Source organism: Pseudothioclava alba, from assembly GCF_033100795.1.
Lineage (GTDB): Bacteria > Pseudomonadota > Alphaproteobacteria > Rhodobacterales > Rhodobacteraceae > Pseudothioclava.
Genome location: NZ_JAWLVI010000005.1, coordinates 175,052 through 199,217, shown reverse-complemented (window position 1 = coordinate 199,217; position 24,166 = coordinate 175,052). Strand labels below are relative to the sequence as shown.

The 24,166-nt window shown below is 63.2% G+C and carries 23 protein-coding genes; 10 read left to right on the top strand and 13 right to left on the bottom strand.

Annotation, left to right across the window (positions count from 1 at the left end; translation table 11 throughout):
- From upp to RYZ20_RS12700, 4 genes are read right to left on the bottom strand one after another with little or no spacing between them, the layout of a single operon-like run.
- Window positions 1-633: a uracil phosphoribosyltransferase gene (gene upp / locus RYZ20_RS12715; protein ID WP_317674064.1), complete on the bottom strand. Its 633-nt coding sequence runs from the start codon at window positions 631-633 to the stop codon at window positions 1-3.
- Between the two features lie 13 nt (window positions 634-646).
- Window positions 647-1,879 (bottom strand): phosphopentomutase, encoded by a 1,233-nt coding sequence (locus RYZ20_RS12710; protein ID WP_317674062.1) that lies wholly within the window; start codon window positions 1,877-1,879, stop codon window positions 647-649.
- On the bottom strand, window positions 1,876-3,210 hold the full coding sequence (locus tag RYZ20_RS12705; protein WP_317674060.1) for a thymidine phosphorylase: 1,335 nt from the start codon (window positions 3,208-3,210) through the stop codon (window positions 1,876-1,878). Before RYZ20_RS12705 ends, RYZ20_RS12710 begins: the two co-directional genes overlap by 4 nt.
- The gene (locus RYZ20_RS12700) at window positions 3,210-3,602 is read right to left on the bottom strand and encodes a cytidine deaminase (protein WP_317674058.1); all 393 of its coding nucleotides are present in this window, start codon (window positions 3,600-3,602) and stop codon (window positions 3,210-3,212) included. Before RYZ20_RS12700 ends, RYZ20_RS12705 begins: the two co-directional genes overlap by 1 nt.
- Before the next feature lie 185 nt (window positions 3,603-3,787).
- Here RYZ20_RS12700 and RYZ20_RS12695 point away from each other — a divergent pair, with 185 nt between their 5' ends.
- The 3 genes from RYZ20_RS12695 (at window position 3,788) to RYZ20_RS12685 (ending at window position 9,651) form a co-directional block, all read left to right on the top strand.
- Window positions 3,788-6,064 carry an NADP-dependent malic enzyme gene (locus tag RYZ20_RS12695; RefSeq protein WP_317674056.1) on the top strand — a complete coding sequence of 759 codons (2,277 nt, stop codon included), beginning with the start codon at window positions 3,788-3,790 and terminating at the stop codon, window positions 6,062-6,064.
- 223 nt (window positions 6,065-6,287) lie between these two features.
- Window positions 6,288-8,180, top strand: a complete 1,893-nt coding sequence (prpE, locus tag RYZ20_RS12690) for a propionate-CoA ligase PrpE (protein ID WP_317674054.1) — start codon at window positions 6,288-6,290, stop codon at window positions 8,178-8,180.
- Window positions 8,181-8,313: 133 nt separating this feature from the next.
- On the top strand, window positions 8,314-9,651 hold the full coding sequence (locus tag RYZ20_RS12685; protein ID WP_317674052.1) for a sigma-54-dependent transcriptional regulator: 1,338 nt from the start codon (window positions 8,314-8,316) through the stop codon (window positions 9,649-9,651).
- On the opposite strand, the gene RYZ20_RS12680 is transcribed toward RYZ20_RS12685, so the two are convergent.
- Window positions 9,652-10,413, bottom strand: a complete 762-nt coding sequence (locus RYZ20_RS12680) for an NAD kinase (protein WP_317674050.1) — start codon at window positions 10,411-10,413, stop codon at window positions 9,652-9,654.
- Between the two features lie 176 nt (window positions 10,414-10,589).
- Here RYZ20_RS12680 and glyA point away from each other — a divergent pair, with 176 nt between their 5' ends.
- Both glyA and RYZ20_RS12670 read left to right on the top strand, forming a co-directional pair.
- Window positions 10,590-11,882, top strand: coding sequence for a serine hydroxymethyltransferase (glyA, locus tag RYZ20_RS12675; RefSeq protein WP_317674048.1), 1,293 nt, complete (start codon window positions 10,590-10,592; stop codon window positions 11,880-11,882).
- Window positions 11,883-11,932: 50 nt separating this feature from the next.
- The gene (locus tag RYZ20_RS12670; RefSeq protein ID WP_317674046.1) at window positions 11,933-12,772 is read left to right on the top strand and encodes an alpha/beta fold hydrolase; all 840 of its coding nucleotides are present in this window, start codon (window positions 11,933-11,935) and stop codon (window positions 12,770-12,772) included.
- A gap of 54 nt (window positions 12,773-12,826) precedes the next feature.
- Here the strand turns inward: RYZ20_RS12670 and RYZ20_RS12665 are convergent, their stop codons facing one another.
- The 5 genes from RYZ20_RS12665 to RYZ20_RS12645 form a co-directional block, all read right to left on the bottom strand.
- Entirely contained in the window at window positions 12,827-13,012 is a 186-nt protein-coding gene (locus RYZ20_RS12665) for a CTP synthetase (protein WP_317674044.1), read from the bottom strand.
- A 115-nt stretch (window positions 13,013-13,127) separates the two neighbouring features.
- A complete protein-coding gene (locus tag RYZ20_RS12660) occupies window positions 13,128-13,424 on the bottom strand; it encodes a hypothetical protein (RefSeq protein WP_317674042.1) in 297 nt (98 codons plus the stop codon).
- A 69-nt stretch (window positions 13,425-13,493) separates the two neighbouring features.
- Window positions 13,494-14,246: a bestrophin-like domain gene (locus RYZ20_RS12655; RefSeq protein ID WP_317674040.1), complete on the bottom strand. Its 753-nt coding sequence runs from the start codon at window positions 14,244-14,246 to the stop codon at window positions 13,494-13,496.
- A gap of 89 nt (window positions 14,247-14,335) precedes the next feature.
- The gene (locus tag RYZ20_RS12650; protein WP_317674038.1) at window positions 14,336-15,271 is read right to left on the bottom strand and encodes a class I SAM-dependent DNA methyltransferase; all 936 of its coding nucleotides are present in this window, start codon (window positions 15,269-15,271) and stop codon (window positions 14,336-14,338) included.
- Window positions 15,272-15,353: 82 nt separating this feature from the next.
- Window positions 15,354-15,890 carry a PhnA domain-containing protein gene (locus RYZ20_RS12645; protein WP_317674036.1) on the bottom strand — a complete coding sequence of 179 codons (537 nt, stop codon included), beginning with the start codon at window positions 15,888-15,890 and terminating at the stop codon, window positions 15,354-15,356.
- A 194-nt stretch (window positions 15,891-16,084) separates the two neighbouring features.
- Between RYZ20_RS12645 and RYZ20_RS12640 the strand changes: the two genes are divergently transcribed.
- Window positions 16,085-17,347, top strand: a complete 1,263-nt coding sequence (locus tag RYZ20_RS12640; protein ID WP_317674034.1) for an aspartate kinase — start codon at window positions 16,085-16,087, stop codon at window positions 17,345-17,347.
- Between the two features lie 39 nt (window positions 17,348-17,386).
- Complete coding sequence (gene ptsP / locus RYZ20_RS12635; RefSeq protein ID WP_317674032.1) at window positions 17,387-19,627, top strand: phosphoenolpyruvate--protein phosphotransferase; 2,241 nt, start codon at window positions 17,387-17,389, stop codon at window positions 19,625-19,627.
- On the opposite strand, the gene RYZ20_RS12630 is transcribed toward ptsP, so the two are convergent.
- Window positions 19,609-20,388: an EcsC family protein gene (locus tag RYZ20_RS12630; RefSeq protein WP_317674030.1), complete on the bottom strand. Its 780-nt coding sequence runs from the start codon at window positions 20,386-20,388 to the stop codon at window positions 19,609-19,611. The genes ptsP and RYZ20_RS12630 overlap by 19 nt on opposite strands.
- Window positions 20,389-20,440: 52 nt before the next feature.
- On the bottom strand, window positions 20,441-20,926 hold the full coding sequence (locus tag RYZ20_RS12625) for a GNAT family N-acetyltransferase (RefSeq protein WP_317674028.1): 486 nt from the start codon (window positions 20,924-20,926) through the stop codon (window positions 20,441-20,443).
- A gap of 73 nt (window positions 20,927-20,999) precedes the next feature.
- Between RYZ20_RS12625 and RYZ20_RS12620 the strand changes: the two genes are divergently transcribed.
- Window positions 21,000-21,599: a flavin reductase family protein gene (locus RYZ20_RS12620; RefSeq protein ID WP_317674026.1), complete on the top strand. Its 600-nt coding sequence runs from the start codon at window positions 21,000-21,002 to the stop codon at window positions 21,597-21,599.
- On the opposite strand, the gene RYZ20_RS12615 is transcribed toward RYZ20_RS12620, so the two are convergent.
- Window positions 21,559-22,461, bottom strand: coding sequence for a DMT family transporter (locus RYZ20_RS12615; protein WP_317674024.1), 903 nt, complete (start codon window positions 22,459-22,461; stop codon window positions 21,559-21,561). The genes RYZ20_RS12620 and RYZ20_RS12615 overlap by 41 nt on opposite strands.
- Before the next feature lie 129 nt (window positions 22,462-22,590).
- Between RYZ20_RS12615 and RYZ20_RS12610 the strand changes: the two genes are divergently transcribed.
- Window positions 22,591-23,457 carry an S-methyl-5'-thioadenosine phosphorylase gene (locus RYZ20_RS12610; RefSeq protein WP_317674023.1) on the top strand — a complete coding sequence of 289 codons (867 nt, stop codon included), beginning with the start codon at window positions 22,591-22,593 and terminating at the stop codon, window positions 23,455-23,457.
- A gap of 76 nt (window positions 23,458-23,533) precedes the next feature.
- A complete protein-coding gene (locus RYZ20_RS12605; RefSeq protein WP_317674021.1) occupies window positions 23,534-24,064 on the top strand; it encodes an adenine phosphoribosyltransferase in 531 nt (176 codons plus the stop codon).
- Window positions 24,065-24,166 lie beyond the last annotated feature (102 nt).

Here is a 24,166-nt window from a genome sequence, read left to right as displayed (position 1 = left end):
CTATTTTGTGCCGAACATGCGGTCTCCCGCATCCCCTAGGCCCGGAACAATATATCCATGGTCATTCAGGAACTCGTCCACCGCTGCTGTGATGATCGGCACATCCGGATGGGCTTCTTGCATACGCTTGATGCCTTCGGGCGCCGCAAGCAGGCAAATAAAGCGGATATTGCGCGCGCCTTTCGCCTTGATCAGATCAAGCGCCGCAACCGAGGAATTCCCCGTCGCCAGCATCGGATCAACCACCAGCACAAGTCGCTCCTCCAGAGCATCGGGAAGTTTGCTGTAATATTCGACCGGTTGCAGGGTTTCTTCATCGCGATACATGCCCACAAAGCCCACACGCGCCGAGGGGATCACCGCCAGCGCCCCGTCCAAAAGCCCATTCCCCGCCCGCAGGATCGACACCAGCGCGGGCTTTTTGCCCGCCAGAACAGGCGCCTCCATCGACCTTAGCGGCGTCTCGATGGTGCGTGTGGTCAGCACCAGGTCGCGCGTCGCCTCATAGGTCAGAACCAACCCGATCTCGTGCAACAGCAGGCGAAATTCGCGTGTTGAGCAGGTCTTTTCGCGCATCAGCGTCAGCTTGTGCTGCACAAGCGGGTGATCGACACGGGTCAGAGGGGGAAGCATGTCTTTCCTTTCGTCACTGTCCGGTGGCCAGAGCATCACGCCCGCCACCTGTTGCGCCAAGCCCAAGATGGGTCGCAACCGTCGCAGCCACATCAACAAAGGCCATTTGACCCAAAGCGCGCGGCCCTGCTCCGACCAGTCGGCCAACCACCGGCACACGTTCGCGCGTGTGATCCGTGCCGCGCCATGTCGGGTCATTGCCGTGGTCGGCGGTAAACAGCACCAGATCGCCGGGCCTCAGGCGCGCCAGAAACGCTCCTACGCGGGCATCGAACCATTCCAGCGCACGGGCATAGCCGGACACATCGCGCCGATGCCCATACAGGCTGTCGAACTCGACGAAATTGGCGAAAACCAGCGCGCCGTCTTCGGTCTCATCGGCCAGCCGGATCAGGTGATCCATCAGATCCGCGTCACCTTTGCCCTTGTGCAAATGCGCGACACCCCGATGCGAGAAAATGTCACCGATCTTGCCAATCGCATGGGTAACGCGCCCTTCACCTGCTGCCCAGTCCAGCAAGGTTGGCGCGGGAGGCTCGATCGCGAAATCGCGCCGGTTCGGGGTGCGCACAAAAGCTCCCGGCTCACCGGTAAAGGGCCGTGCGATGACCCGCCCGACCTTCATCTTATGCAGCATCGGCGCAATCGCGCGGCACAGGTCCAAAAGCCGCTCAAGCCCGAAGGTCTCTTCGTGCGCCGCGATCTGGAACACGCTATCGGCCGAAGTATAGCAGATCGGCCAGCCCGTGCGCATATGCTCGGCGCCAAGGCGTTCGACAATCGCAGTGCCAGGCGCATGACAGTTGCCAAGGATACCCCCGACACCCGCCGCCTGCTTCACCGCCTCGATCAGATCGGGCGGAAAGCTGTTCTCCTTGTCGGGGAAGTAATGCCACGCGAAGGGCACCGGCACGCCCGCCAGTTCCCAATGGCCCGAGGGGGTATCCTTGCCGATGGACACTTCGGTCGCCGCCCCCCAAAGACCGGAAGGCGCGGCACCCAGCCCCGCGGGCTGCATCCCCGAGGCCAGATCGACCGCGCGGCCAAGCCCCAAGCCATCCAGATTGGGCAGGCGCAACGGCCCCGAGCGCCCCTCTTCGGCGCGGCCCTCCGCGCAAGCCATAGCGATATGGCCAAGGGTATTCGCGCCGGTATCAGGCACACCGTCATTAAAGAAATCACCCGCATCCGGCGCGCCGCCCGCCCCCACGGAATCCATCACAACCAGAAACGCACGTGCGCTCATGCCACATCCTCCGGGCCAATGCGGGCAAGGATGAGGGGGTCGGGCGTCACCGGCTCGGTGCTCAACGTGTAAGCCCTTTGCAGCTCGGGAAAGAGTGCCTCGGCCTCCTCCTGCGTTTTGGCATCGACAAAGCCCACGGGATCGTAATCATACAATTCATCCCCCACCCGCGACAGCGAGCGTAAACCAACCGCGTGGTCAATCGCGTCATCGCCCCGCAGCCGCCCGCCTCCGAGGCGCACAACCAACTCGCCCAACGCGCGCGTGTCGATCGACTTGACGTAGCGCCCCTTGCGGAAATTTGGTTCATCCCAAGCCTCTCCATACGCCCCTGGCAGATAATCGCGCGGCTTTTCAAGAAAATCCACAGGCCCGCCCAAAGCCGCTACCATCTTCGCAAAACGCTCGGCCGCGTGACCGGAGCGGATCACCGAATGAATGCGTTTGGCGCCATCCTCGGCGCTTTCCGCCATGCCCGCCAGCAGCAGCACCTCGCCGCCCAAAGCCTCGGTCACCTCGCGCAGCGGGTGCAGGTCTTCCATAACGGGGCCGGTCAGTATTTCTACGGCATCAAGCACTTCAAGCGCATTGCCCGCCGAACGGCCAAGCGGGCTGTTCATATCGGTCATCAAGGCCGAGGTGCGGCAGCCCGCGTCATTTGCCGTGCGCACAAGGCTTTCGGCCAATGCCTGCGCATCCTCCACCGTGGCCATGAAGGCACCTGAACCCACCTTCACATCAAGCACCAGCGCATCAAGCCCCGCCGCAAGCTTTTTTGACAGGATCGAAGCGGTGATGAGGTCGATGCTTTCCACCGTGCCGGAAATATCGCGGATGCCGTAAAGGCGCTTGTCGGCGGGGGCAATCTCGTCGGTCGCGCCCACGATGGCGCAGCCCACCTCGGCCACCACCTTGCGCAAAACGTCAATGCCCGGAAGTGCGCGGTAGCCCGGGATCGCCTCCATTTTATCAAGGGTGCCGCCTGTATGGCCCAGACCGCGCCCCGAGATCATCGGCACATAAACGCCGCAAGCCGCAAGTGCCGGGGCAAGGATGAGCGAGACGGAATCGCCAATACCGCCGGTGGAATGCTTGTCCACCACCGGACCGGGCAAGTCCCACGCCAGCACCTGCCCGCTGTCGCGCATGGCCTGCGTAAGCGCCACACGCCCCGCGTCGCCAATGCCCCGGCACAGCACCGCCATGGCGAAAGCGCCCGCCTGTGCGTCAGAGACCGCGCCGCTCGCCAGCCCGCGCGCAAACCATTGCGCCGCCTCGGGGGCCAGACTGCGCCCGTCGCGCACCGCCATGATGATCGAGCGCGCGTCCATCAGCACTTGTCCATATGGCTCGCGTCAAAGCGTCCGGGCAGTAACTCTCCGATTGTGGTTTCAAGCTGCGCGCCGTCAGTGGTCGCCAGAATGACCGGCGTATCGGCGCGCCCGAACTCGGCCAGCTTTTGACGGCATCCACCACATGGCGGAACCGGAGAGGGGCTATCCGCAATCACGGCAACCGCGATCAGCTCGGTCTCGCCAGCGGCCACCATCGCCGCAATCGCGCCCGCTTCGGCGCAAGTGCCTTCAGGATAGGCGACATTCTCGACGTTCACGCCGCGATAAACCGCGCCAGAAGCCCCGCGCACCGCCGCGCCCACCTTGAATTTCGAATAGGGCGCATAGGCATTTTCACGCACTTCGCGCGCCTGTTTGAGCAACGACATCACAGCCTCCGCATGTCTGACCCTAAAAATTGTCCAATCGGTCCGTTTTTGATCCTGCGCCGGGAATGGGCGCGATGCAAGCGGCTCCCCTGCGGAAATTCGCCTTTTGTCGCCGCCCCAAAAGACAGCCCTTCAAACGCGCGAAAATTTAGTTTAAAGCTAAACCAGTTTTTCGGGAGGCCCAGATGGAAGAACTACGCCAAGACAGCGCACGTCAGGCAGCGCTTGACTACCACGAGTTTCCCAAGCCGGGGAAACTTGAAATCCGCGCAACCAAGCCGCTGGCGAATGGCCGCGACCTGAGCCGCGCCTATAGTCCGGGCGTGGCCGAGGCCTGCCTGGAAATCAAGGCCGACCCAACGACGGCTGCGCGCTACACCGCGCGCGGCAACCTTGTTGCGGTAGTTTCAAATGGCACGGCGGTTCTGGGTCTTGGCAATATCGGCGCGTTGGCCTCGAAACCGGTGATGGAAGGCAAGGCGGTTCTGTTCAAGAAATTTGCCAATATCGACTGCTTCGATCTGGAAGTGAACGAACCTGACCCACACCGTCTGGCCGAGATCGTCTGTGCGATGGAGCCTTCCTTCGGCGCGATCAACCTTGAGGACATCAAGGCGCCCGATTGCTTTATCGTCGAACAGATCTGCCGCGAGCGGATGAATATTCCGGTCTTCCACGACGACCAGCACGGCACCGCGATTGTCGTGGGCGCGGCGGCCACCAACGCGCTGCGCATCGCGGGCAAAAAGGTCGAGGACATCAAGATCGTCTCGACCGGCGGGGGAGCGGCGGGGATCGCCTGCCTGAATATGCTCCTGAAACTGGGCGTGAAACGCGAGAACGTCTGGCTTTGCGACATTCACGGCCTCGTCTACGAGGGGCGCGAACTGGACATGAACCCGCAAAAAGCGGCCTATGCCCAAAAGACCGATCTGCGCACGCTGGATGAGGTGATCGACGGCGCGGATATGTTCCTTGGCCTGTCTGGTCCCGGCGTGCTCAAGCCCGAGATGGTCGCGAAAATGACGCCCAGACCGATCATCTTTGCGCTGGCCAACCCGACGCCGGAAATCCTGCCCGACGAGGTGCGCGCCGTCGCCCCCGATGCAATTATCGCGACGGGCCGGTCGGATTTTCCGAACCAGGTCAACAACGTGCTGTGCTTCCCGTTCATCTTCCGTGGCGCGCTGGACGTGGGCGCGACCACGATCAACGACGAGATGCAGCTTGCCTGTATCGAGGGGATCGCGGCCCTTGCCCGCGCCACCACCTCGGCCGAGGCGGCAGCGGCCTATCGCGGCGAAAAGCTGACCTTCGGCGCGGATTACCTGATCCCGAAACCCTTTGACCCGCGCCTGATTGGCGTCGTGTCCTCGGCTGTGGCGAAGGCCGCCATGGAAACCGGCGTCGCCATGCGCCCGATCGAAAACCTTGAGGCATACAAGCGGAAACTCGACGGTTCGGTCTTCAAATCGGCGCTACTGATGCGTCCGGTGTTCGAGGCTGCAGCGACCGCCGCGCGCCGCATTGTCTTTGCCGAGGGCGAGGACGAGCGCGTGTTGCGCGCCGCCAACGCGATGATGGAAGAGACCACCGACACCCCCATCCTGATCGGCCGCCCCGAGGTCATCGAGATGCGCTGCGAACGCGCGGGGCTTCCGCTCAAGCTCTCGGATGTCGAGATCGTTAACCCCGAGAACGACCCGCGCTACCGCGATTACTGGGGCACCTATCACGAGCTGATGGCCCGGCGCGGCGTCACGCCAGACCTTGCCCGCGCGATCATGCGCACCAACTCGACCGCGATTGCGGGGGTGATGGTGCATCGCGAAGAAGCGGATTCGATGATCTGCGGCACCTTCGGGCAATTCCTGTGGCACCTGAAATACGTCCGCGAGATCCTTGCGCGCGGCAAGCTGCATCCGGTTGCAGCACTGTCGCTGATGATCCTTGAGGACGGGCCGCTGTTCATCGCGGACACCCACGTCCACCACAACCCGACGCCCGAGCAACTGACCGAAACCGTGATCGGTGCCGCCCGCCATGTGCGCCGCTTTGGCCTTGAGCCGAAGATCGCGCTGTGCAGCCATTCGCAATTTGGCAACCTCGACACGGATTCCGGCCGCCGGATGCGCGCCGCGATGGAGCTTTTGGAGGCGCGCGAGCCGGACTTTGCCTTCGAGGGCGAGATGCATGTCGATGCGGCCCTCGACGAGAAAACCCGCACCCGCCTGATGCCGTCCGCGCGCTTCTCGGGGCCGGCGAATGTGCTGGTTTTCGCCAATACCGACGCGGCTTCGGGCGTGCGCAATACGCTCAAGATGAAGGCTGGCGGGCTTGAGGTTGGGCCGATCCTGATGGGCATGGGCAACAAGGCCCATATCGTAACGCCCTCGATCACCGCGCGCGGGCTGCTGAATATGTCGGCCATCGCGGGCACGCCCGTGTCGATCTACAGCTAAGCATCCCTTCGGCGCGGATTTACCCCCGCGCCGAAGCAATTTTGCAAACCCACCCCACCATTAGCCGGTTTCTGAATAGAAATAGCGCCTTTGCAAATGTTTGCACTCCACATCGGCTGTTTTATGCAAATTTTTCTCCCGCAAGGGCGCTAACATTTCGCAACAATCTTGCGGGAATCTTTCTGCCTGCCTAACAAGCTATCAGGCATGGAGGAGGCACCCAATGACGTATGATCAGGTCTATTCCGCATGGAAAGCGGACCCCAACGGTTTCTGGATGGAGGCTGCCGAGAAGATCGACTGGGATCAAAAGCCCAGCAAAGCGCTTTTCGACGACAACGCCCCGCTTTACGAGTGGTTCTCGGACGGCATGGTCAACACCTGCTGGAACGCCGTTGACCGCCATGTCGAGGCAGGCCGCGGCGACCAGATCGCGATCATGCACGAAAGCCCGATCACCCATTCGACCAAGGGCATCACCTACCGCGAATTGCGCGACCGCGTGGCCTCGCTGGCCGGTGCTCTCAAGATGCGCGGCATCGAAAAGGGCGACCGCGTCATCATCTATATGCCGATGATCCCCGAGGCGCTTGAGGCGATGCTCGCCTGCGCCCGCATCGGCGCGGTGCACTCGGTTGTATTTGGCGGCTTCGCGGCAAACGAACTGGCCGTGCGGATCGACGATTGCCAGCCGAAGGCGATTATCGCGGCGTCGTGTGGCCTCGAACCGAACCGCGTCGTGCATTACAAGCCGCTTCTGGACGAGGCGATCAATCTCGCCGAACACAAGCCCGAATTCTGCGTCATCTTCCAGCGCGAACAAGAAGTCGCCAAGCTGGTCGAAGGCCGCGACTTTAGCTGGCATGGCTTCCAATACGGCGTAAAGCCGGCCGAGTGCGTTCCGGTCGAGGGCAATCACCCCGCCTATATCCTGTATACCTCGGGGACCACGGGGCAACCCAAGGGCGTCGTGCGTCATACCGCCGGCCACCTTGTCGCGCTGCAATGGTCGATGAAGAACATCTACAACATCGAGGCGGGCGACCGGTTCTGGGCGGCCTCGGACGTGGGCTGGGTCGTGGGCCATTCCTATATCTGCTATGGCCCCCTGATCGCAGGCGCAACGACCGTCGTCTTCGAAGGCAAGCCCATCGGCACCCCGCACCCGGGCGTGTTCTGGCGGATCATCCAGAACCACCGCATCAAGTCGTTCTTCACTGCCCCGACCGCTCTGCGCGCAATCAAGCGCGAAGATCCCACGGGCGAATGGATCAAGCGCTACAAGCTGCATGACCTGCAAGCGCTGTATCTTGCCGGTGAGCGCGCTGACCCCGACACCGTCGAATGGGCGCAAAAGCACCTTGGCGTTCCGGTGGTTGACCACTGGTGGCAGACCGAGACCGGCTGGGCCATTGCCGCAAACCCCATCGGGATCGAGACCCTGCCGACCAAGGTTGGCTCGCCGTCCGTGCCGATGCCGGGCTATGACGTGCAGGTTCTGGACGAAGGCGGGCATCCGTTGAAAGCGGGCGAGTTGGGCGCGATTGCGATCAAGCTGCCGCTGCCTCCGGGCACGCTGCCGACGCTGTGGAACGCCGAGGCGCGCTTCAAGAAATCTTACCTCGAACACTTCCCCGGCTACTACGAAACGGGCGACGCGGGCTATATCGACGAGGACGGCTACCTTTATATCATGGCGCGCACCGATGACGTGATCAACGTCGCGGGCCACCGCCTGTCGACCGGCGCGATGGAAGAGGTCCTTGCAGGCCACCCCGATGTTGCGGAATGCGCGGTGATCGGCGTGTCGGATGACCTCAAGGGGCAGATGCCCGTGGGCTTCCTCTGCCTCAACGCGGGCGCCAACCGTGTCGATGCCGACGTGGTCAAGGAATGCGTCGTGCGTGTGCGCGAACAGATCGGTCCGGTTGCGGCCTTCAAGCTGGCCGTTGTCGTGGATCGCCTGCCGAAAACCCGCTCGGGCAAGATCCTGCGCGGAACGATGGTCTCGATTGCGGACGGCAAAGCCTACAAGATGCCCGCGACGATCGACGATCCGGCAATCCTTGACGAGATCAAACTCGCGCTTCAATCCATCGGCTACGCCAAGGTATAACGGCGCAAACGGATCATTCGACGGGCGGCGGGCCTCCTGCCGCCCGTTTTCTTTTGCCCTGCGCCGGACTGCCTTCTGGAAAAACACGCGCGCTTGCCGCATCATCTTGCTGACCCTAGTGGAGCAGAAGCCCTTGGCCCCAGACCCAAACCGGCCCGCGCCGACAGATATTCTGATCGTCGAGGATATAGCGAGCCTGCGCACAATCTACAGCGCGCATCTGCGTGCCCACGGGTTCCATACGCTGCAGGCGGCGACCGCGACCGAGGCGATGTCCCTGTTCGCGGCCCATGCGGCGGATATTGTGCTTCTTGATCTGTTTCTGCCTGACAGGGATGGCCTTGACGTCCTGCACGAGATGCTCGCGATTCATCCCGGAGCGGCGATTATCGTCGTGACTGCGGACCAGTCCATCGACAAGGCCGCGCAAGCCATGCGCGCGGGCGCTCTTGATTTTCTGACCAAGCCGCTGGACGAAGCCGCGCTCATGCGTGCCATCGATGCGGCCCGACGACACATCCGCAACATCGACAGACCTGCGCCCGCCCGACCCGCCGCAATCGGCCAATTCATCAGCACATCAGACGAGATGCGCGCGTTTTACGCGCAACTCGTGGCAGCCGCCCGTTCTGCCGCCCCCGTGTTCATATCCGGCGAGATCGGGACGGGCAGACAAATGGCCGCGCGCACGATCCATGACCTGTCCGAGCGCGCCGCAGAGGCCTTTGTCGAACTGGACTGCGCAACGCTTGATCCTGACGCTCCGCCCCCCGAGCTTCAGCTCCCGCGCGCGAACGGCATGGTGCGGCGCGCAGAAGAGGTCACGCGCGGGACGCTTTATCTTGAAAATATCGACGAGCTGGCACCGGCGCTGCAAATCCGGCTACACCATCTGCACCTGCAGCCGATGCGCGAAACCGAGCACCTGCCCCCACCTGACCGAGCCCGCATAATCGCCACCGCGCGTCTCCCTGCGCGCGAGCTGGCCCGCGAGGGCGTCTTGCGCGACAATCTGGCCTATGCTCTGGATGTCCTGTCAATCCGCACTGTGCCCCTGCGGGCGCGCGCCCATGACATCGAGCCTCTGGCGCGGACCTTGCTCGCGCGGATTTCAGCTTCCGAAGGCGGCACGCTTACCCGCATATCTCCCGAGGCCGCAGCCCTGCTTGGCGCCTACGCATGGCCCGGAAACGTGCAGGAATTGCGAAACATTCTGCGCGCGATCGTGATCTCGCACGATGGCCCCGAGCTGACCCCCACGATGCTGCCCGAGGAAATCAGAACCGGGCATACCGCCGTGCCTGACGCGCCCTTCCCTCTGGCGGGCCATACCCTTGCCGAGATCGAGCGGATGGCGGCCGAGGACGCTCTCGCGCGGTTTCAAGGCTCGGTTCCGCGCGCGGCGGTCGAACTGGGGGTCGCGCCCTCGACCCTCTATCGCAAGCTCGAAAGCTGGCGCAGCAAGGGCTGATTATTCGAACTGCTCCCGCATCAGGCGTTCTTCCAGACCATGCCCCGGATCGAACAGGATGCGATGCGCAATTGCGGGCTGCTGGCGCACCTCGACCCATTTCACCAATTGCACCGAGCGCGAATCCGCATCCGCCATCACAGGGCGCTTATCGGGATCAAGCACGTCAAAACGCACCACCGCGGTATTGGGCAAAATCGCGCCACGCCAGCGCCGCGGCCGGAAGCTTGCGATACCCGTCAGCGCCAACACCTGCGAGCCGATGGGCAAAATCGGCCCGTGCGCGGAATAGTTATAGGCCGTCGAACCGGCAGGCGTCGCAAGGATTGCGCCATCGCAGACCAGCTCCTCCATCCGCACCTGCCCGTTGATCGAGATTTGTAGCGCCGCCGCCTGCGGCCCCGCCCGCAACAGCGAGACCTCGTTGATCGCCAAAGCCTCGTGGATGGTGCCGTCGATTGTCTCGGCGCGCATCGCAAGCGGGTGGATCAGCGCCTCTTCGGCAGCCGCCAGCCGTTCGGGCAGATCCTTCGGCTCGTAGTCGTTCATCATGAAGCCGATGGTGCCGCGATTCATGCCATACACCGGAAGCCCCGCATTTTCATGCAGCGTCTGAAGCATGAAACCATCGCCCCCAAGCGCCACAATCACATCCGCACTTTCCAGCGGCACCTGCCCGTAGCGGCGCGTCAGATGGTCAAGCGCATCTTGCGCGCTTTCGGCATTCGAGGCCGCAAAATGGATCAGCTTGCCCTTGGCCACAGCCTTTTCCCCCTGATTTTCACAAGGTGTCGCAAGCGCTGATAGGAAATACAAGCGCCCTGACGCGGCAAAATGGCGCGCCAATCTGCCGTTTCGTCGTTTTGGACGCTTTTAGAACGGGAAATTCTAGGATAAATGACCGCAAAACCCATGCATGTCTGCGAGGAGAGTGCCCCATGACCGGCCAACGTGACGAAGGCTTTTTCACCGAGAAACTTGCCACCCGCGACCCAGAACTCTGGGGTTCGATCACCCAAGAGCTTGGCCGTCAGCGCGACGAGATCGAGCTGATCGCGTCGGAAAACATCGTGTCAGCCGCCGTCATGGAAGCCCAAGGCTCGGTGATGACCAACAAATACGCCGAAGGCTATCCGGGCAAACGCTACTACGGCGGCTGCCAATTCGTTGATATTGCTGAAAACCTTGCGATCGACCGCGCCAAAGCCCTGTTCGGCTGTGAGTTCATCAACGTCCAGCCCAACTCGGGGTCGCAGGCCAACCAGGGCGTGTTCAACGCGCTACTGCAACCGGGCGACACGATCCTCGGCATGTCGCTTGATGCGGGCGGGCACCTGACCCACGGCGCCAAGCCGAACCAGTCGGGCAAGTGGTTCAACGCCATCCAGTATGGCGTGCGCCAGCAGGATTCGCGCCTTGATTACGATCAGGTCCGCGCCCTTGCACACGAGCATAAGCCGAAGCTGATCGTCGCAGGTGGCTCGGCTATTCCGCGCCAGATCGACTTTGCGAAATTCCGCGAGATCGCGGACGAGGTCGGCGCGTGGCTGATGGTTGACATGGCGCACTTCGCGGGCCTCGTGGCTGGCGGCCAGCACCCCTCGCCCTTCCCCTATGCGGATGTGGCAACCACCACCACCCACAAGACCCTGCGCGGCCCGCGCGGCGGCATGATCCTGACCAACAACGAAGAGATCGCCAAGAAAGTCAACTCGGCCATCTTCCCCGGTATTCAGGGCGGCCCGCTGATGCATGTCATCGCGGCGAAAGCTGTCGCATTCGGCGAAGCGCTGCGCCCCGAGTTCAAGGTCTATGCCGAGCAGGTCGTGAAGAACGCGGCCGCTCTGGCTGACGAGCTGATGAAGGGCGGCCTGGACATCGTCACCGGCGGCACCGACACCCACGTCATGCTGGTTGACCTGCGCCCGAAAGGCGTGAAGGGCAACGCGACCGAGAAAGCCCTTGGCCGCGCGCACATCACCTGCAACAAGAACGGCATCCCGTTCGACCCGGAAAAACCGACCGTGACCTCGGGCGTCCGTCTGGGCACTCCGGCAGGCACCACCCGCGGCTTCAAGGAAGAAGAATTCCGCGAGATCGCCCGCCTCATCGTAGAGGTCGTTGATGGTCTGGCCGCCAATGGCGAAGACGGTAACGGCGAGGTCGAAGAGGCCGTCAAAGCCAAGGTCGAGGCGCTGTGCGCCCGCTTCCCGATGTATCCCAACCTTTGATTTCTCAAAGCGTTGCGTTATCTCGAAAGGGCCCTTCGGGGCCCTTTTCCATGACCGGAGAGACCATGCTGAATATCGTCCCCCAAGGTTCCTACACGACCGAACCGCCGCTTCTGATTGCTCCGGGCTTGTTCGGGTCAGCCCGCAACTGGGGCGTCATCGCCAAGCGCCTGTCCGAAGATCGCCGCGTTCTGGCGCTGGATATGCGCAATCACGGGGACAGTTTCTGGTCGGATACGCAGGACTATCCGGCGATGGCCTCGGATCTGGCTTGGGTGATCGAAAATCAGGGCCGCGCCAATCCCGCCAAGGGACCACTGGCGCGCGAAGCCGATGTCATGGGGCATTCAATGGGCGGCAAGGCTTCGATGGTGCTGGCACTGACGCGGCCCGATCTGGTGCGCAAGCTGGTGGTCGCGGACATCGCGCCGGTGGCCTACGAACATAGCCATTCGGGGCTGATCGAGGCGATGCAGGAGATGGATCTGAGCGATCTGACCTCGCGCTCCGAGGCCGATCGACGCCTTGGTGAACGAGTCTCGGATCCGGGGACACGCGCATTCTTGCTGCAATCGCTCGAACTGCGCGACGGGCCGGTGCGGTGGAAGTTCAACCTCGATGTGCTGCAACGCGCCATGCCCGCGATTGTCGGCTGGCCCGCCGGGATCGAGCCTCAGCTTGCGGGTGGCGGGCAGGCCGTATTCAACGGCCCCGCGCTGTTTATCTATGGCGAGAACTCGTCCTATGTGCAGCCCGCAGACCGTGGCCGCATCCAAGACTTCTTCCCGAAGGCGGAATTCATCGGCATCGAGGGCGCGGGCCATTGGCTCCACGCCGAAAAACCGCGCGAGTTCGAAGCCATCGTCGCGGAGTTTCTATCGCGCGGGTGAACGCGAAACCGACCCGCTCCGGCAAGACCGGAGCGGGTTCATACGTCCTGAAAATCAGGACAGATCGGCGATTTTTTTCGCAACGATCCACGACACCGGAATCGCCACAATAAAGCCGACAGCAGCGGCAATAATCATGGATTTCGTGTCGAATTTATCCATCACGAGTGCAGCGGTGATCAGAATCCCCGCAAGCGTCGGCCCCGCAAGAGCATACATAAGGCTGGTCAGTCGGAGCATAGCCCCCTCCGTTGATTAGTGCGTCCCGTGGGCACGAAACGGCGAAACCGCGCGGCAAACCTTGATCTGCGTCATATATTTTGGCGATCCCTTGCGGCGGGTTGTCGCATGGCCGCTAACAGGCCATCTCGAACCGCGCCTCGCCGGTATCGCCGGGCAACGAGGGGGAGGCATAAAATCCGCGTGCAGGCCCAGCCACAGGGCAGCCCGCCGCAAGAGCCGCCGCTTGCTGCATCAGGGCGGGCACGCGGTCCCGTTCGGCCATAGGCAGATAGCCGCCCAGACGGATGACCTCGGCATATTCATCCTTCAGGAAGACCGCAAACTCGATCCCCCCAAGGGTCAGATCATGGCGCTCGGCATTAAAAAACTGCGGCGCGGGTTGCGCGCCGCAGGCTGCCAGTAAACACAAGGGGAGTAACTTTGAAACTCGCATAAGGGCAGAATGCGCCCGGCATGGTTAAGAAACCATTAACACCCGTCAGCGAATTGCATCCAAAATAGGCTCTGCGCTGATCGCGGCGGGGCTTTGGAAGGGATTACCCTGCACCAGAACAATCGCAGACGAGGGCGCCGCCGCCAGCGCAAACAGCACAATCGCCAGCATCCCCGCGCGAAAATTACCCAGATGCACCGCCGCAATCGAAAGGATTGTCAGAAAGCCGAGCGCCGCCATCCCAAGCCATTTCAACGGGTTAAGATGCGTGCGCGAGAGTGACACCCGCAAGTCGCGGTCATCGCGCAGCTTCATCACCTTGGAGAGCAACTGCCCGTGGACCGCATCACCGATCATCGCCTCGGGCGCAGCCACCAGCCGCAAGAGCCGGTCCGCCGCGACCGAGGTTTCGGATTCGGTGTCGCGCGTGCGCAGCGCGTCGAACTCGGCCGCTGCCGCCTGCCCATAGCCGCGCACCTCTTGCGCCAGCGCGCCCGCCAACGGCTCGGGCAGCGCCTCGGACAGCACCAACAGGCTACGCAGGCTGTCGGCCTCGCGGAAGACCGCATCCATCGCGCGGTCGCGCGCGGACCATGTGTCATTGGCGATAAAGGCCAGCGTCAGCCCGAACAGCATCGCGTTGACGTTGATGAACGGCGGCACCACCCCCTCAAAGCGCTTAAGCCACGGCGCTACACGCGGATGATGCGCCAACACCTCGACCCCGATCACGGCCAGAAGGGTTCCCGCCACCGCCAGCGCGGCATAGGCGTAATGCTCGTAGGCAATCCAGTTCATCGAAATCTCCGCAACAAGAGCGCGCACCAATCCGCCGCCATCATAGCCGGATCGACGCCAAGGGGAATCCCCCCTGCCCCGCAACAGGATCAGGCCAGCGCGAAATCCTCGCCGTCGCCTTGCAAATCGCGGCGCAGCCCCGCGCGCACCGCTTGCACCACAAAGCCCCAGATCGGCGCACCGCGATCCATCCGCAGCCAGTCGCGCGAGATTGACACCTCGAAACCCGCCTCGGCCAGCAAGCCGCGAAGGTAGCCCTCGGAGTGGGCATAGCGGCGGCTTTCGCGCAAAAGGAACGGCTCAGGCCCGTCATGCGCCTCGACCGAAAAGGCAAACCGACCGCCCGGCGCGAGCGCCCCCGCGACCCACCCAACAATCTGTTCGAGCGCACCAAGATAGGCGAACACATCCGCCGCCGTCACAAGATCGTATTGCGCCGCGGTGGGCTGCAAGGCCGACAGATCGGCCTTCTCCAGCCGGTCATACAGCCCTTTCCCCTCGGCCTCGCGCAGCATCTCGGCGGAAATATCCCATCCTTCCAGCCAATCGGCATCGGCGCGCAATTCGGCCCCCATCAGCCCCGTGCCGCAGCCCAGATCAAGCACCCGCCCGAACGGCCCAGCCAGCCCCGCGCGCAACAGCTGTGGCGCGCGATAGTCCAGCCGATCCACCAGCGCCACATCAAAGCCGCTGGCATATTGGTCGAACAGCGTTTCCACAAAGGCAGAGGGCATGACATCAGCCAAGGGCGTCCCGCGCAGCAGATCAAGCCGCAGAAGCGCGCCCAGATGGTCCTCGGGGTCCAGCTCCAGCGCGCGTTCAAAGGCAGCAATCGCGCCATCCAGCCCAGCGTCGGCGCGGATCTCGCCCAAACGGAACCACCCCGCCCCCCACAAGGGCGCAAGCTCCAGCGCCTGAACGTAAAGTTCGGCGGCGGCTACCGGATCATCCGGCAGGCAGCTTTCGGCATAATCGGCACGACGATCGGCGAGAAGATCGCCGGAAGACAACGAAATCGGAAGCATGGTCGCATGTCAGGAAAAGCACGGGCCGCCATCAGGCCCGCGCTGCGCCATTTACGCCGCTTCCGGTGCAAGTCAAGCGCGATCAGCGCTTCTTGACGAACTGCGTCAGAATAACGATGCGCTGACCTTCGACGCGGCCCTCGATATGCTCGGCATTGTCCGCCACAAGCGAGATCCCGCGAACAGCCGTGCCGCGCTTGGCGGTAAAGCCCGCGCCCTTGACCGGGAGGTCTTTGATAAGGGTGACGGTATCGCCGTTTTCCAGCACCGCGCCGTTGGAATCGCGGTGGATCACATCGCCGCCCGCAGACGCGCCCGCCTTGGCCAGCGCCTCGGCCTCGGGTTCCATCATCATCGCGTCGCGCGCTTCGGCGGCCCAGTCGGCCTCGACCTCACCCAATTTGCGCCAGGCAAATGCCTGCACGGCAGCCACGGGCGACCATGCCGCGCCCTCAAGGCAACGCCAATGGGCCTCGGGAGCATCCTCCGAACGGCAGGTTTCGCACAGCAGCACCGACTCGTCGGTTCCCGAAAGCTCGGCCACCGCAAGCCCGTCGTTCGAGCCGCAGAATTCACATACCCCGCCAGCGCGGGCCATCAGGTCGTCGATCAGGGCCATCGTGGCCTCCCATTTTAATCGGTTCAGGATCGCATACGCCCCGAGCACGCCCCTGACAACCGCCAAGGGTGCATTTTCCCTTGCCTGCGCAGCGGGCTAAGCCCCATCTCCCCTTGCGCGAACCCCCTGCGAACGATAACACGCACACGATTCAATCTTCGGGCCTTGACGCCCGGTCAGTTCAGGGGGGGCCAATGCCGCTTCTAGTCATGAAATTCGGGGGCACCTCGGTTGCCGACCTCGACCGCATCGCAAATGCGGCCGAGAAGGTCCAACGCGAGGTCGAACGCGGCTATGATGTCATCGTGATCGTCTCGGCCATGTCGGGCAAGACGAACGAGCTTGTCGGCTGGGTCGAAACCACCTCGGCGCTGTATGATGCCCGCGAATATGACGCGGTCGTCTCGTCGGGCGAAAACGTGACCGCTGGCCTGATGGCGCTGCGCTTGCAAGAGATGGGCGTGCCGGCGCGTAGCTGGCAGGGCTGGCAGGTGCCGATCAAGACGACCGCGCAGCACTCGGCCGCGCGCTTTGTCGACATCCCGTGCGAGAACCTGAACACGAAATTTGCCGAAGGCATGAAGGTCGCCGTTGTGGCGGGCTTCCAGGGTGTTGCCGAAGACGGGCGCATCACAACGCTGGGTCGCGGCGGTTCTGATACCACCGCTGTTGCCTTTGCCGCCGCCTTTGGCGCCGAGCGGTGCGACATCTACACCGACGTGGACGGCGTCTACACGACCGATCCGCGCCTTTCCAGCAAGGCGCGCAAGCTTGACAAGATCGCCTTCGAGGAAATGCTCGAACTGGCCAGCCTTGGGGCGAAAGTGCTCCAGACCCGTTCGGTCGAGCTGGCAATGCGTTATAATGTGCGCCTGCGGGTGCTGTCCTCGTTCGAGGACACCGATGAAACCTCTGGAACTTTGGTCTGCGGCGAGGAAGAAATCATGGAATCGAAAGTCGTCTCCGGCGTGGCTTACTCGCGCGATGAAGCCAAGATCACGCTTTTCACCATCGAGGACCGCCCCGGCGTTGCTTCCTCGATCTTCGGGCCGCTCTCGGATGCGGGCGTGAACGTCGATATGATCGTTCAGAACATCTCGGAAAAGGACTATGACGAAGCCCACTCCGGTGCGGTGACCGATATGACCTTCTCTTGCCCGATCAATCAGGTCGCCCGCGCCCAGAAAGCGATGGAAGAGGCCAAGGCCGCCGGCAAGATCCGCTATGATGAGCTGATCATCGACACCGATGTCGCCAAGGTTTCGGTCGTCGGTATCGGCATGCGTTCGCACGCGGGCGTTGCCGCCAAGATGTTTGATGCGCTTTCCGCCGAAAATATCAACATCAAGGTGATTTCGACCTCCGAGATCAAAATTTCGGTGCTGATTGATCGGAAATATATGGAACTGGCGGTCCAAGCCCTCCATGATGCGTTCGAACTGGAACAAGAGGCCTGAGGATTTCGGGCCTCCCCAAACGGGGGCAGAACCGACGCGATGATGGACCGCAGCGAAAGCGACAGTCGTAGCCTGCTGCGGCGCCTGCGCGATACGCTGGCGACGCCGGGCGGCGCGCAAGACCGCCTGGACCATATCACCCATCTCATCGCGGATTCGATGCGCACGCAGGTGTGCTCGATCTACCTGTTCCGCGACCCCGAGACGCTGGAACTTTGCGCGACCGAGGGGCTAAAGCCCGAATCTGTTCACCAGACCCGTATGCGCCTTGGCGAAGGTCTGGTCGGTCGCGTCGCGCGCACCGGCAAATCCATCAACACGGGCGATGCGCCCTCGGCCCCCGGCTTCCGCTATATGCCTGAAACCGGGGAAGAAATTTACTCATCCTTCCTTGGCGTGCCGATCCAGCGGGTTGGCGAAAAGCTGGGCGTTCTGGTCGTGCAGTCGAAAGAGGCGCGCGAGTTCTCGGAGGACGAGGTTTACGGCCTTGAAGTCGTCGCGATGGTGATCGCCGAGATGACGGAACTGGGCGCCTTTGTCGGCAATGATGATGGCATCGGCGCGGCGCACCGTTTCCCCGTGATGTTCAAGGGCGCGACGGGGCAGGAAGGCGCCGCCGAGGGCCATGTCTGGCTGCACGAGCCGCGCGTCGTCGTGACCAACCCCGTTGGTGACGACCCCGAGACCGAGCGGCACCGGCTGGAGCGCGCGATCGAGGCGCTGCGTGCCCAGATCGACGAGATGCTCGCCAATTCCGCGACGATGGACAAGGAGCACCGCTCGGTTCTGGAAACCTACCGGATGCTCGCCAATTCGCGCGGCTGGATGCGCCGGATGTCCGAGGACATCGGGCTTGGCCTGTCCGCCGAGGCCTCGGTCGAGAAAGAACAATCCACCGCCCGCGCGCGGCTGGAGCAATCGGGCGACGCCTATCTGCGTGAACGGCTGAACGATCTGGACGATCTGTCGAACCGCCTGCTGCGTATCCTGACGGGCCAAGGCTCGGATACGGGCGCGGAGCTGCCCGCGAACCCCGTGCTAATCGCGCGCAACATCGGCCCGGCGGAACTGCTGGAATACGGGCGCAAGCTGGCGGGTGTCGTGCTTGAGGAAGGCTCGGTCGGCAGCCATGCGGCGATTGTCGCGCGCGCACTGTCGATCCCGCTGGTCATCCACGCCAGCCGCATAACGACCGAGGCGCTGAACGGCGACCAGATCCTTGTTGATGGCGATCAGGGGGTCGTGCACCTGCGCCCCGAGGAGAGCGTCGCCAAAGCCTTCCGCGACAAGATCGCGATGCAGGCCGAGGCGCAAAAACGCTATGCCGACCTGCGCGACAAACCAGCGATCGACAAAAGCGGGCAGGAAATCCGCCTGTTGATGAATGCGGGGCTGATGGCCGACCTGCCGTCGCTGGAAAGTTCGGGTGCGGACGGGGTGGGGTTGTTCCGCACCGAGCTGCAATTCCTGACCCGCACCCGCGTGCCGCGCCGCGATGAGCTGGCGGCGATTTACGCCCGTGTGATGGATGCGGCCCATGGCAAGCGGTTGCATTTCCGCACGCTCGACATCGGTTCGGACAAGGTGCTGCCCTATATGAAACCGCAAGACGAGCCGAACCCCGCGATGGGCTGGCGCGCGGTGCGTGTGGGCCTTGATAAGCGCGGTGTCTTGCAGATGCAGTTGCAGGCGTTGCTGCGCGCGGCAAACGGGCGCCCCTTGTCGGTCATGTTCCCCTTTGTCGCAACCGAGTCCGAGTTCTACGCCGCCCGCGACGAGCTGTTCCGCCAGCGCGACCGCGAGGCCGCTCTTGGCCGCACCGTGCCCGAAACCCTGTCTGTCGGCGCGATGCTCGAGACCCCCTCGCTCGCCTATGCGCCCGATCGGTTCTTCGAGGCGTGTGATTTCATCTCGATCGGCGGGAATGACCTCAAGCAGTTCTTCTTTGCCGCCGACCGCGAGAACGAGCGGGTGCGCCGCCGCTATGATACGCTCGACGATGCCTTCCTGACCTTCCTCGAGCATGTGATCCGCCGCTGCGAGGCGGGCAACACCCCGCTGAGTTTCTGCGGCGAGGATGCGGGCCGCCCGATCGAGGCGCTGACATTCGCAGCCCTCGGCATCCGTAAACTGTCGATGCGGCCTGCCTCGATTGGACCCGTCAAGCACCTGATCTTGCGCGCCAATCTGGTGGACCTGCGCGCCGAGATCGACGCAGCCCGCGCCAAAGGCATCGCCAATCTGCGCGAAACCGTGACGCGCTACTTGGCGGGCCTCTGACGGCCAGAAACCGCCTCGATCCGCGCGCGCAGCTCTTCGCGCAGCAGACCTTCATCCGCGCCACTGTCCTGCACAAGCCGCTTCAGGCCAAAGTGGACATGCGCGATTTCCTGATAATAGCCGGTGAAGGCGTAGTTTACCGCCGCCCCCGCAACCGCCCCCAGAACGGGCGCAGCCTGCGCTGCCAGCTTCTGCCCCAACACAGTGGCCAGCTTCGGCGCGACCTTGGAAATCAGCCCGTGCAGGCTGGCCCCCGTGATCGTCACGCGCGCCGTCATAAAGGCCATATCGGTGCCGTCGTCCTGCTCAAGCGGCCCCGCCGAGGCAAAGACACGCAGCACCTCCAGGCGCGCCTCGTCCGAGGCGGGGTCAAAGCCATACTCCGCAGCAATCCCCTGAATCGCGCGCATCAAAACCGTGACCGTCAGCGGCAATTCGGCCAAAGCGCCGGGCAGACCGCCAAAACCACCCGCCGCACCCATCGCCGTGGCCAGCGCGCGGTTCATCCAGTCGGGGCGGTCATCCACCACCCCGCGCGAACGTTCTGCCGCTCCGAAAGCCATCTCAAGGGCGCGTGCCGTTGCTTCTTCCAGCCCGCCACGAACAGGGGTGGGGAGCTTGCCCAAAAGGCTCTCGGCCGAACCGCCGACATAAGCGAGGATCTGCATCCCCACGCCCGAGGCCGCGCGGTGCCGCAGCGCCAGCGCATCCAGCGTGGCCAGTGTCGCCCTATCCCTGACGGGTTCCAGTATCTCTGCCATAGTCGCCCCCTTTGCCGCTTTGATATGGGGGCGGCGCGCAGGTTCCACCAGATCAGGCGGGCGCTTTTTCAACCTTGCCGGTCACGCCATCCCATGCACCCGCGCTAAGTTCCAGCCCCAGAACCCGGTCCGGGTTGGTGGGGGGCGGCATCTCGACCTCGTCAAGTTTCGAGAACCCGAAGCGCCGGTAATAGGGTTCGTCGCCCACCAAAAGCACGCGCTCCCAGCCAAGGCGGCGTGCCTCGGCAAGGCTTTCGTGCATCAGGAGCGCACCAAGCCCCTCGCCCTGCCGCGTCGGGTGGACCGCAACCGGCCCCAGCAACAGCACCCGCTGCCCGCCAACCAACACCGGCCAGTAGCGGATCACCGCCGCCAGTATCCCGTCTTCGCGCAGCGTCAGACACAGGGGCCGCACAGGAGAAACACCATCGCGCAGGCGATAGGACGACAAGGCCGTCCGGCCCGGCGCGAAGCAAAGGTCGTAGAGTGCCTCGACCTCCCACCAATCGGCGTCTGTTTCTTCCTCGAGCTGATACATCTAGCCCCCGATTCCCCTTCATCACGCGCCTAGCACGCGATAGGCTCGGGTTCAAACACGGATGGAGCATCCCATGTTCTACGAGCCCACCCTTGGCCACGGCCTGCCGCATAATCCGTTCAACGCGATTGTCGCCCCGCGCCCGATTGCGTGGATCGGGACACGCGGCACCTTGGGCGACAATCTGGCGCCCTATTCGTTCTTCAACGCGGTCGCCTATGTGCCGCCGCAGGTGATTTTTGCCTCGACCTCGGCCAAGCCTGACCGCGAAGGCACCAAGGACAGTCTGTCGCAAATCCGCGAAAGCGGTGTCTTTTCGATCAATATGGTCGAACGCGCGATGCTGGAGCGGATGAATGCGACATCGGCCCCGCTGGCGGCGGGGGAGGACGAGTTTTCACATGCAGGCATCGACAAGGCGGAATGTCGGGTGATCGACGCACCGCGCGTGGCGCTGGCACCTGCAACGCTGGAATGCCGCCTTGTGCAGGTCATCCCGCTTCTGGGGGAGGCCAATTTTCTGGTGCACGGAGAGGTCGTCGGCGTTCATATCCGCGAAAATTGCCTGAAGGATGGCCGCTATTGCCCCCCCGACCGGCTGACCCGGCTAGGCTATCGCGACTATGCCACGATCACCGAGACGTTCGAGCTGACCCGTCCGCCGGGCGGCTGACACGCCGCCCGCGCACAAGCGTATATAGCCCCGACGCAAGGATCAGCGCGGCCCCCATCAGGGTTGCGGGGCCAAGCCCTTCGCCAAAGACGATCACCCCTAGCGCCACGCCAAACAACAGCCGCGTATAGCGGAAAGGCGTCACGACCGAGACCTCGCCCATCCGCATCGCAGAGGTCAGCCACCAATAGGCGCAAACCCCGAACACCGTGGCCGCACCCACAGAGGCGAGCGCAGGCAGGGGTGGCACAATCGCGCCTCCGGTGCTGGCAAGGATAATCGCGCCCGTGGGGATCAGTGCGGTAAACCCGTGCAGACCAAGCTGGAAATTCGACAGAACCCGCGGCGCTGCGCGCGTCGCCAGATCGCGTCCGGCAAAGCCGAACATGCCCAGAACCGTCCAAAGGGCCGCCGGCACAAACCCCTCGGCGCCCGGCTGCAAGATCACCAAAACGCCCAGAAAACCAACTCCGATTGCCATCCAACGCCGCATCCCGACCTTTTCGCCAAAGATGACGGCGGCCCCTGCGACAACCACCAAAGGCGTCGCCTGCAAGATGGCAGAGGCATTGCTCAGGGGCGTCAGCGCGATACCCAGCGTATAACCAAGCCGCCCGATCACCTCCATCAGCGCCTTGATAATCAAGGCGCGCGACACCATCGCGGGATGCACCAACCGCTGCCCGCGCGACGCTGCAAGAAGGGAAAACCCGATCATCCCGCCAAGCCCGAAGAGTATCAGCACCTCGCCCACCGGCAGGGTTTGCGCGGCGCGTTTGATGAACATATCCTCCAGCGCGAACAGCGCCATCGCCGCCACCATCAGCGCCGAGCCGCGCAGGTTTTCTTGCGATTTATCCATGAAGCCGCCCGCCCTCCCAAGGCCAGAGACCCAAGTGATAGCCCAGAGGATCGACCGACCCAATCCCCCTTTTCACTCGGAGAGCACAGGGCTAGGCTCTGCCCCGACAGATGTATAACGGAGGGTGCAATGGAACGGATGATCGGCGTGATCGGCGGCTCGGGGGTCTATCAGATCGACGGGCTTGAGGGAGCTGAATGGACCGATGTCGAAACTCCGTTCGGCGCGCCCTCGGACCAGATTCTGACCGGCAGCCTGAACGGCGTGAAAATGGCCTTCCTGCCGCGTCACGGGCGCGGCCATGTGCACACGCCCTCGACCGTTCCCTACCGCGCAAACATATTCGCGATGAAGGCGCTTGGCGTCACCGATCTGGTCGCGGTTTCGGCGGTCGGATCGCTGAAAGAAGCCTATGCTCCTGGGGATTTCCTGATCGTCGATCAGTATATCGACCGGACCTTTGCCCGCGAGAAAACCTTTTTCGGGCCGGGGCTTGTGGGGCATGTGCCCTTCGCGCATCCGACCTGCGCGGCGCTGTCCGATGCCTGTGCGAAGGCCGCGCAGGCGACCGGCGTCAAAACCCACATCGGCGGCACCTATATCGCGATGGAGGGGCCGCAATTCTCGACACTTGCGGAAAGCCGGCTGTATCGAAGCTGGGGCGCGGATGTGATCGGCATGACCGGAATGCCCGAAGCCAAACTCGCCCGCGAGGCAGAACTGCGCTACGCCTGCGTCGCGATGATTACCGATTACGATTGCTGGCACCCCGACCATGACGCGGTTGATGTGGCCCAGGTCGTGCAGGTCGCCATCGCCAATGCGGGCAAGGCGCGCGAACTGATCGCAGCCCTTCCTGCCCTTCTGAATAGCCCCGCGCAGACCTGTCCCTGCGGCTGCGGCAACGCACTGGACAGTGCGATCATGACCGCGCCGGACAAGCGCGATCCCGCGATGAAGGCGAAACTCGCGCCGATCATGGGGCGGGTCTTTTAAGCAAGCCCTTGCCTGCGCGCCTCCCCTACCCGATAACGCGCCGCGACGCGCCCCTAACAGCCTCGGAGCCTGACCGATGAAATCCGTCAAAGACTATATCCGCACCATCGCCGACTTCCCGCACGAGGGCATCCTGTTTCGCGATGTGACCACGCTTTTTGCCGACCCGCGCGGGTTTCGCATGGCGGTTGACCAGATGTTACACCCTTGGGCCGGTCAGCAGATCGACAAGATCGTCGGACTGGAGGCACGCGGCTTTATCCTTGGCGGGGCGATTGCGCATCAGCTTTCGAAAGGCTTTGTCCCGATCCGCAAGAAGGGCAAACTGCCGGGTCAAACCATCAGCCAAGCCTATACGCTGGAGTATGGCGAGGCCGTGATGGAGATGCACGAAGACGCGATCGCACCGGGCGAGAAGGTGCTGATCGTGGATGACCTTCTGGCGACGGGCGGCACCTGCGAGGCGGGGATCAAACTGGTCGAGAAACTGGGCGGCGAAATCGTCGGCTGTTCCTTCATCGTCGACCTGCCCGAGCTTGGCGGGCGCAAGCTGCTGGAAAGCCTCGGGATGAATGTCAGCGTTCTGTGCGAATTCGAGGGGCTTTGACGGACCGCTGTTAAGACAATCGCAAGACGAATCGCGCTAGGGTTGTGGCGTTGATGGTTCGGCTGCTTGCAAACACGTGAACCTCATCCAGCGCCCCTCCGG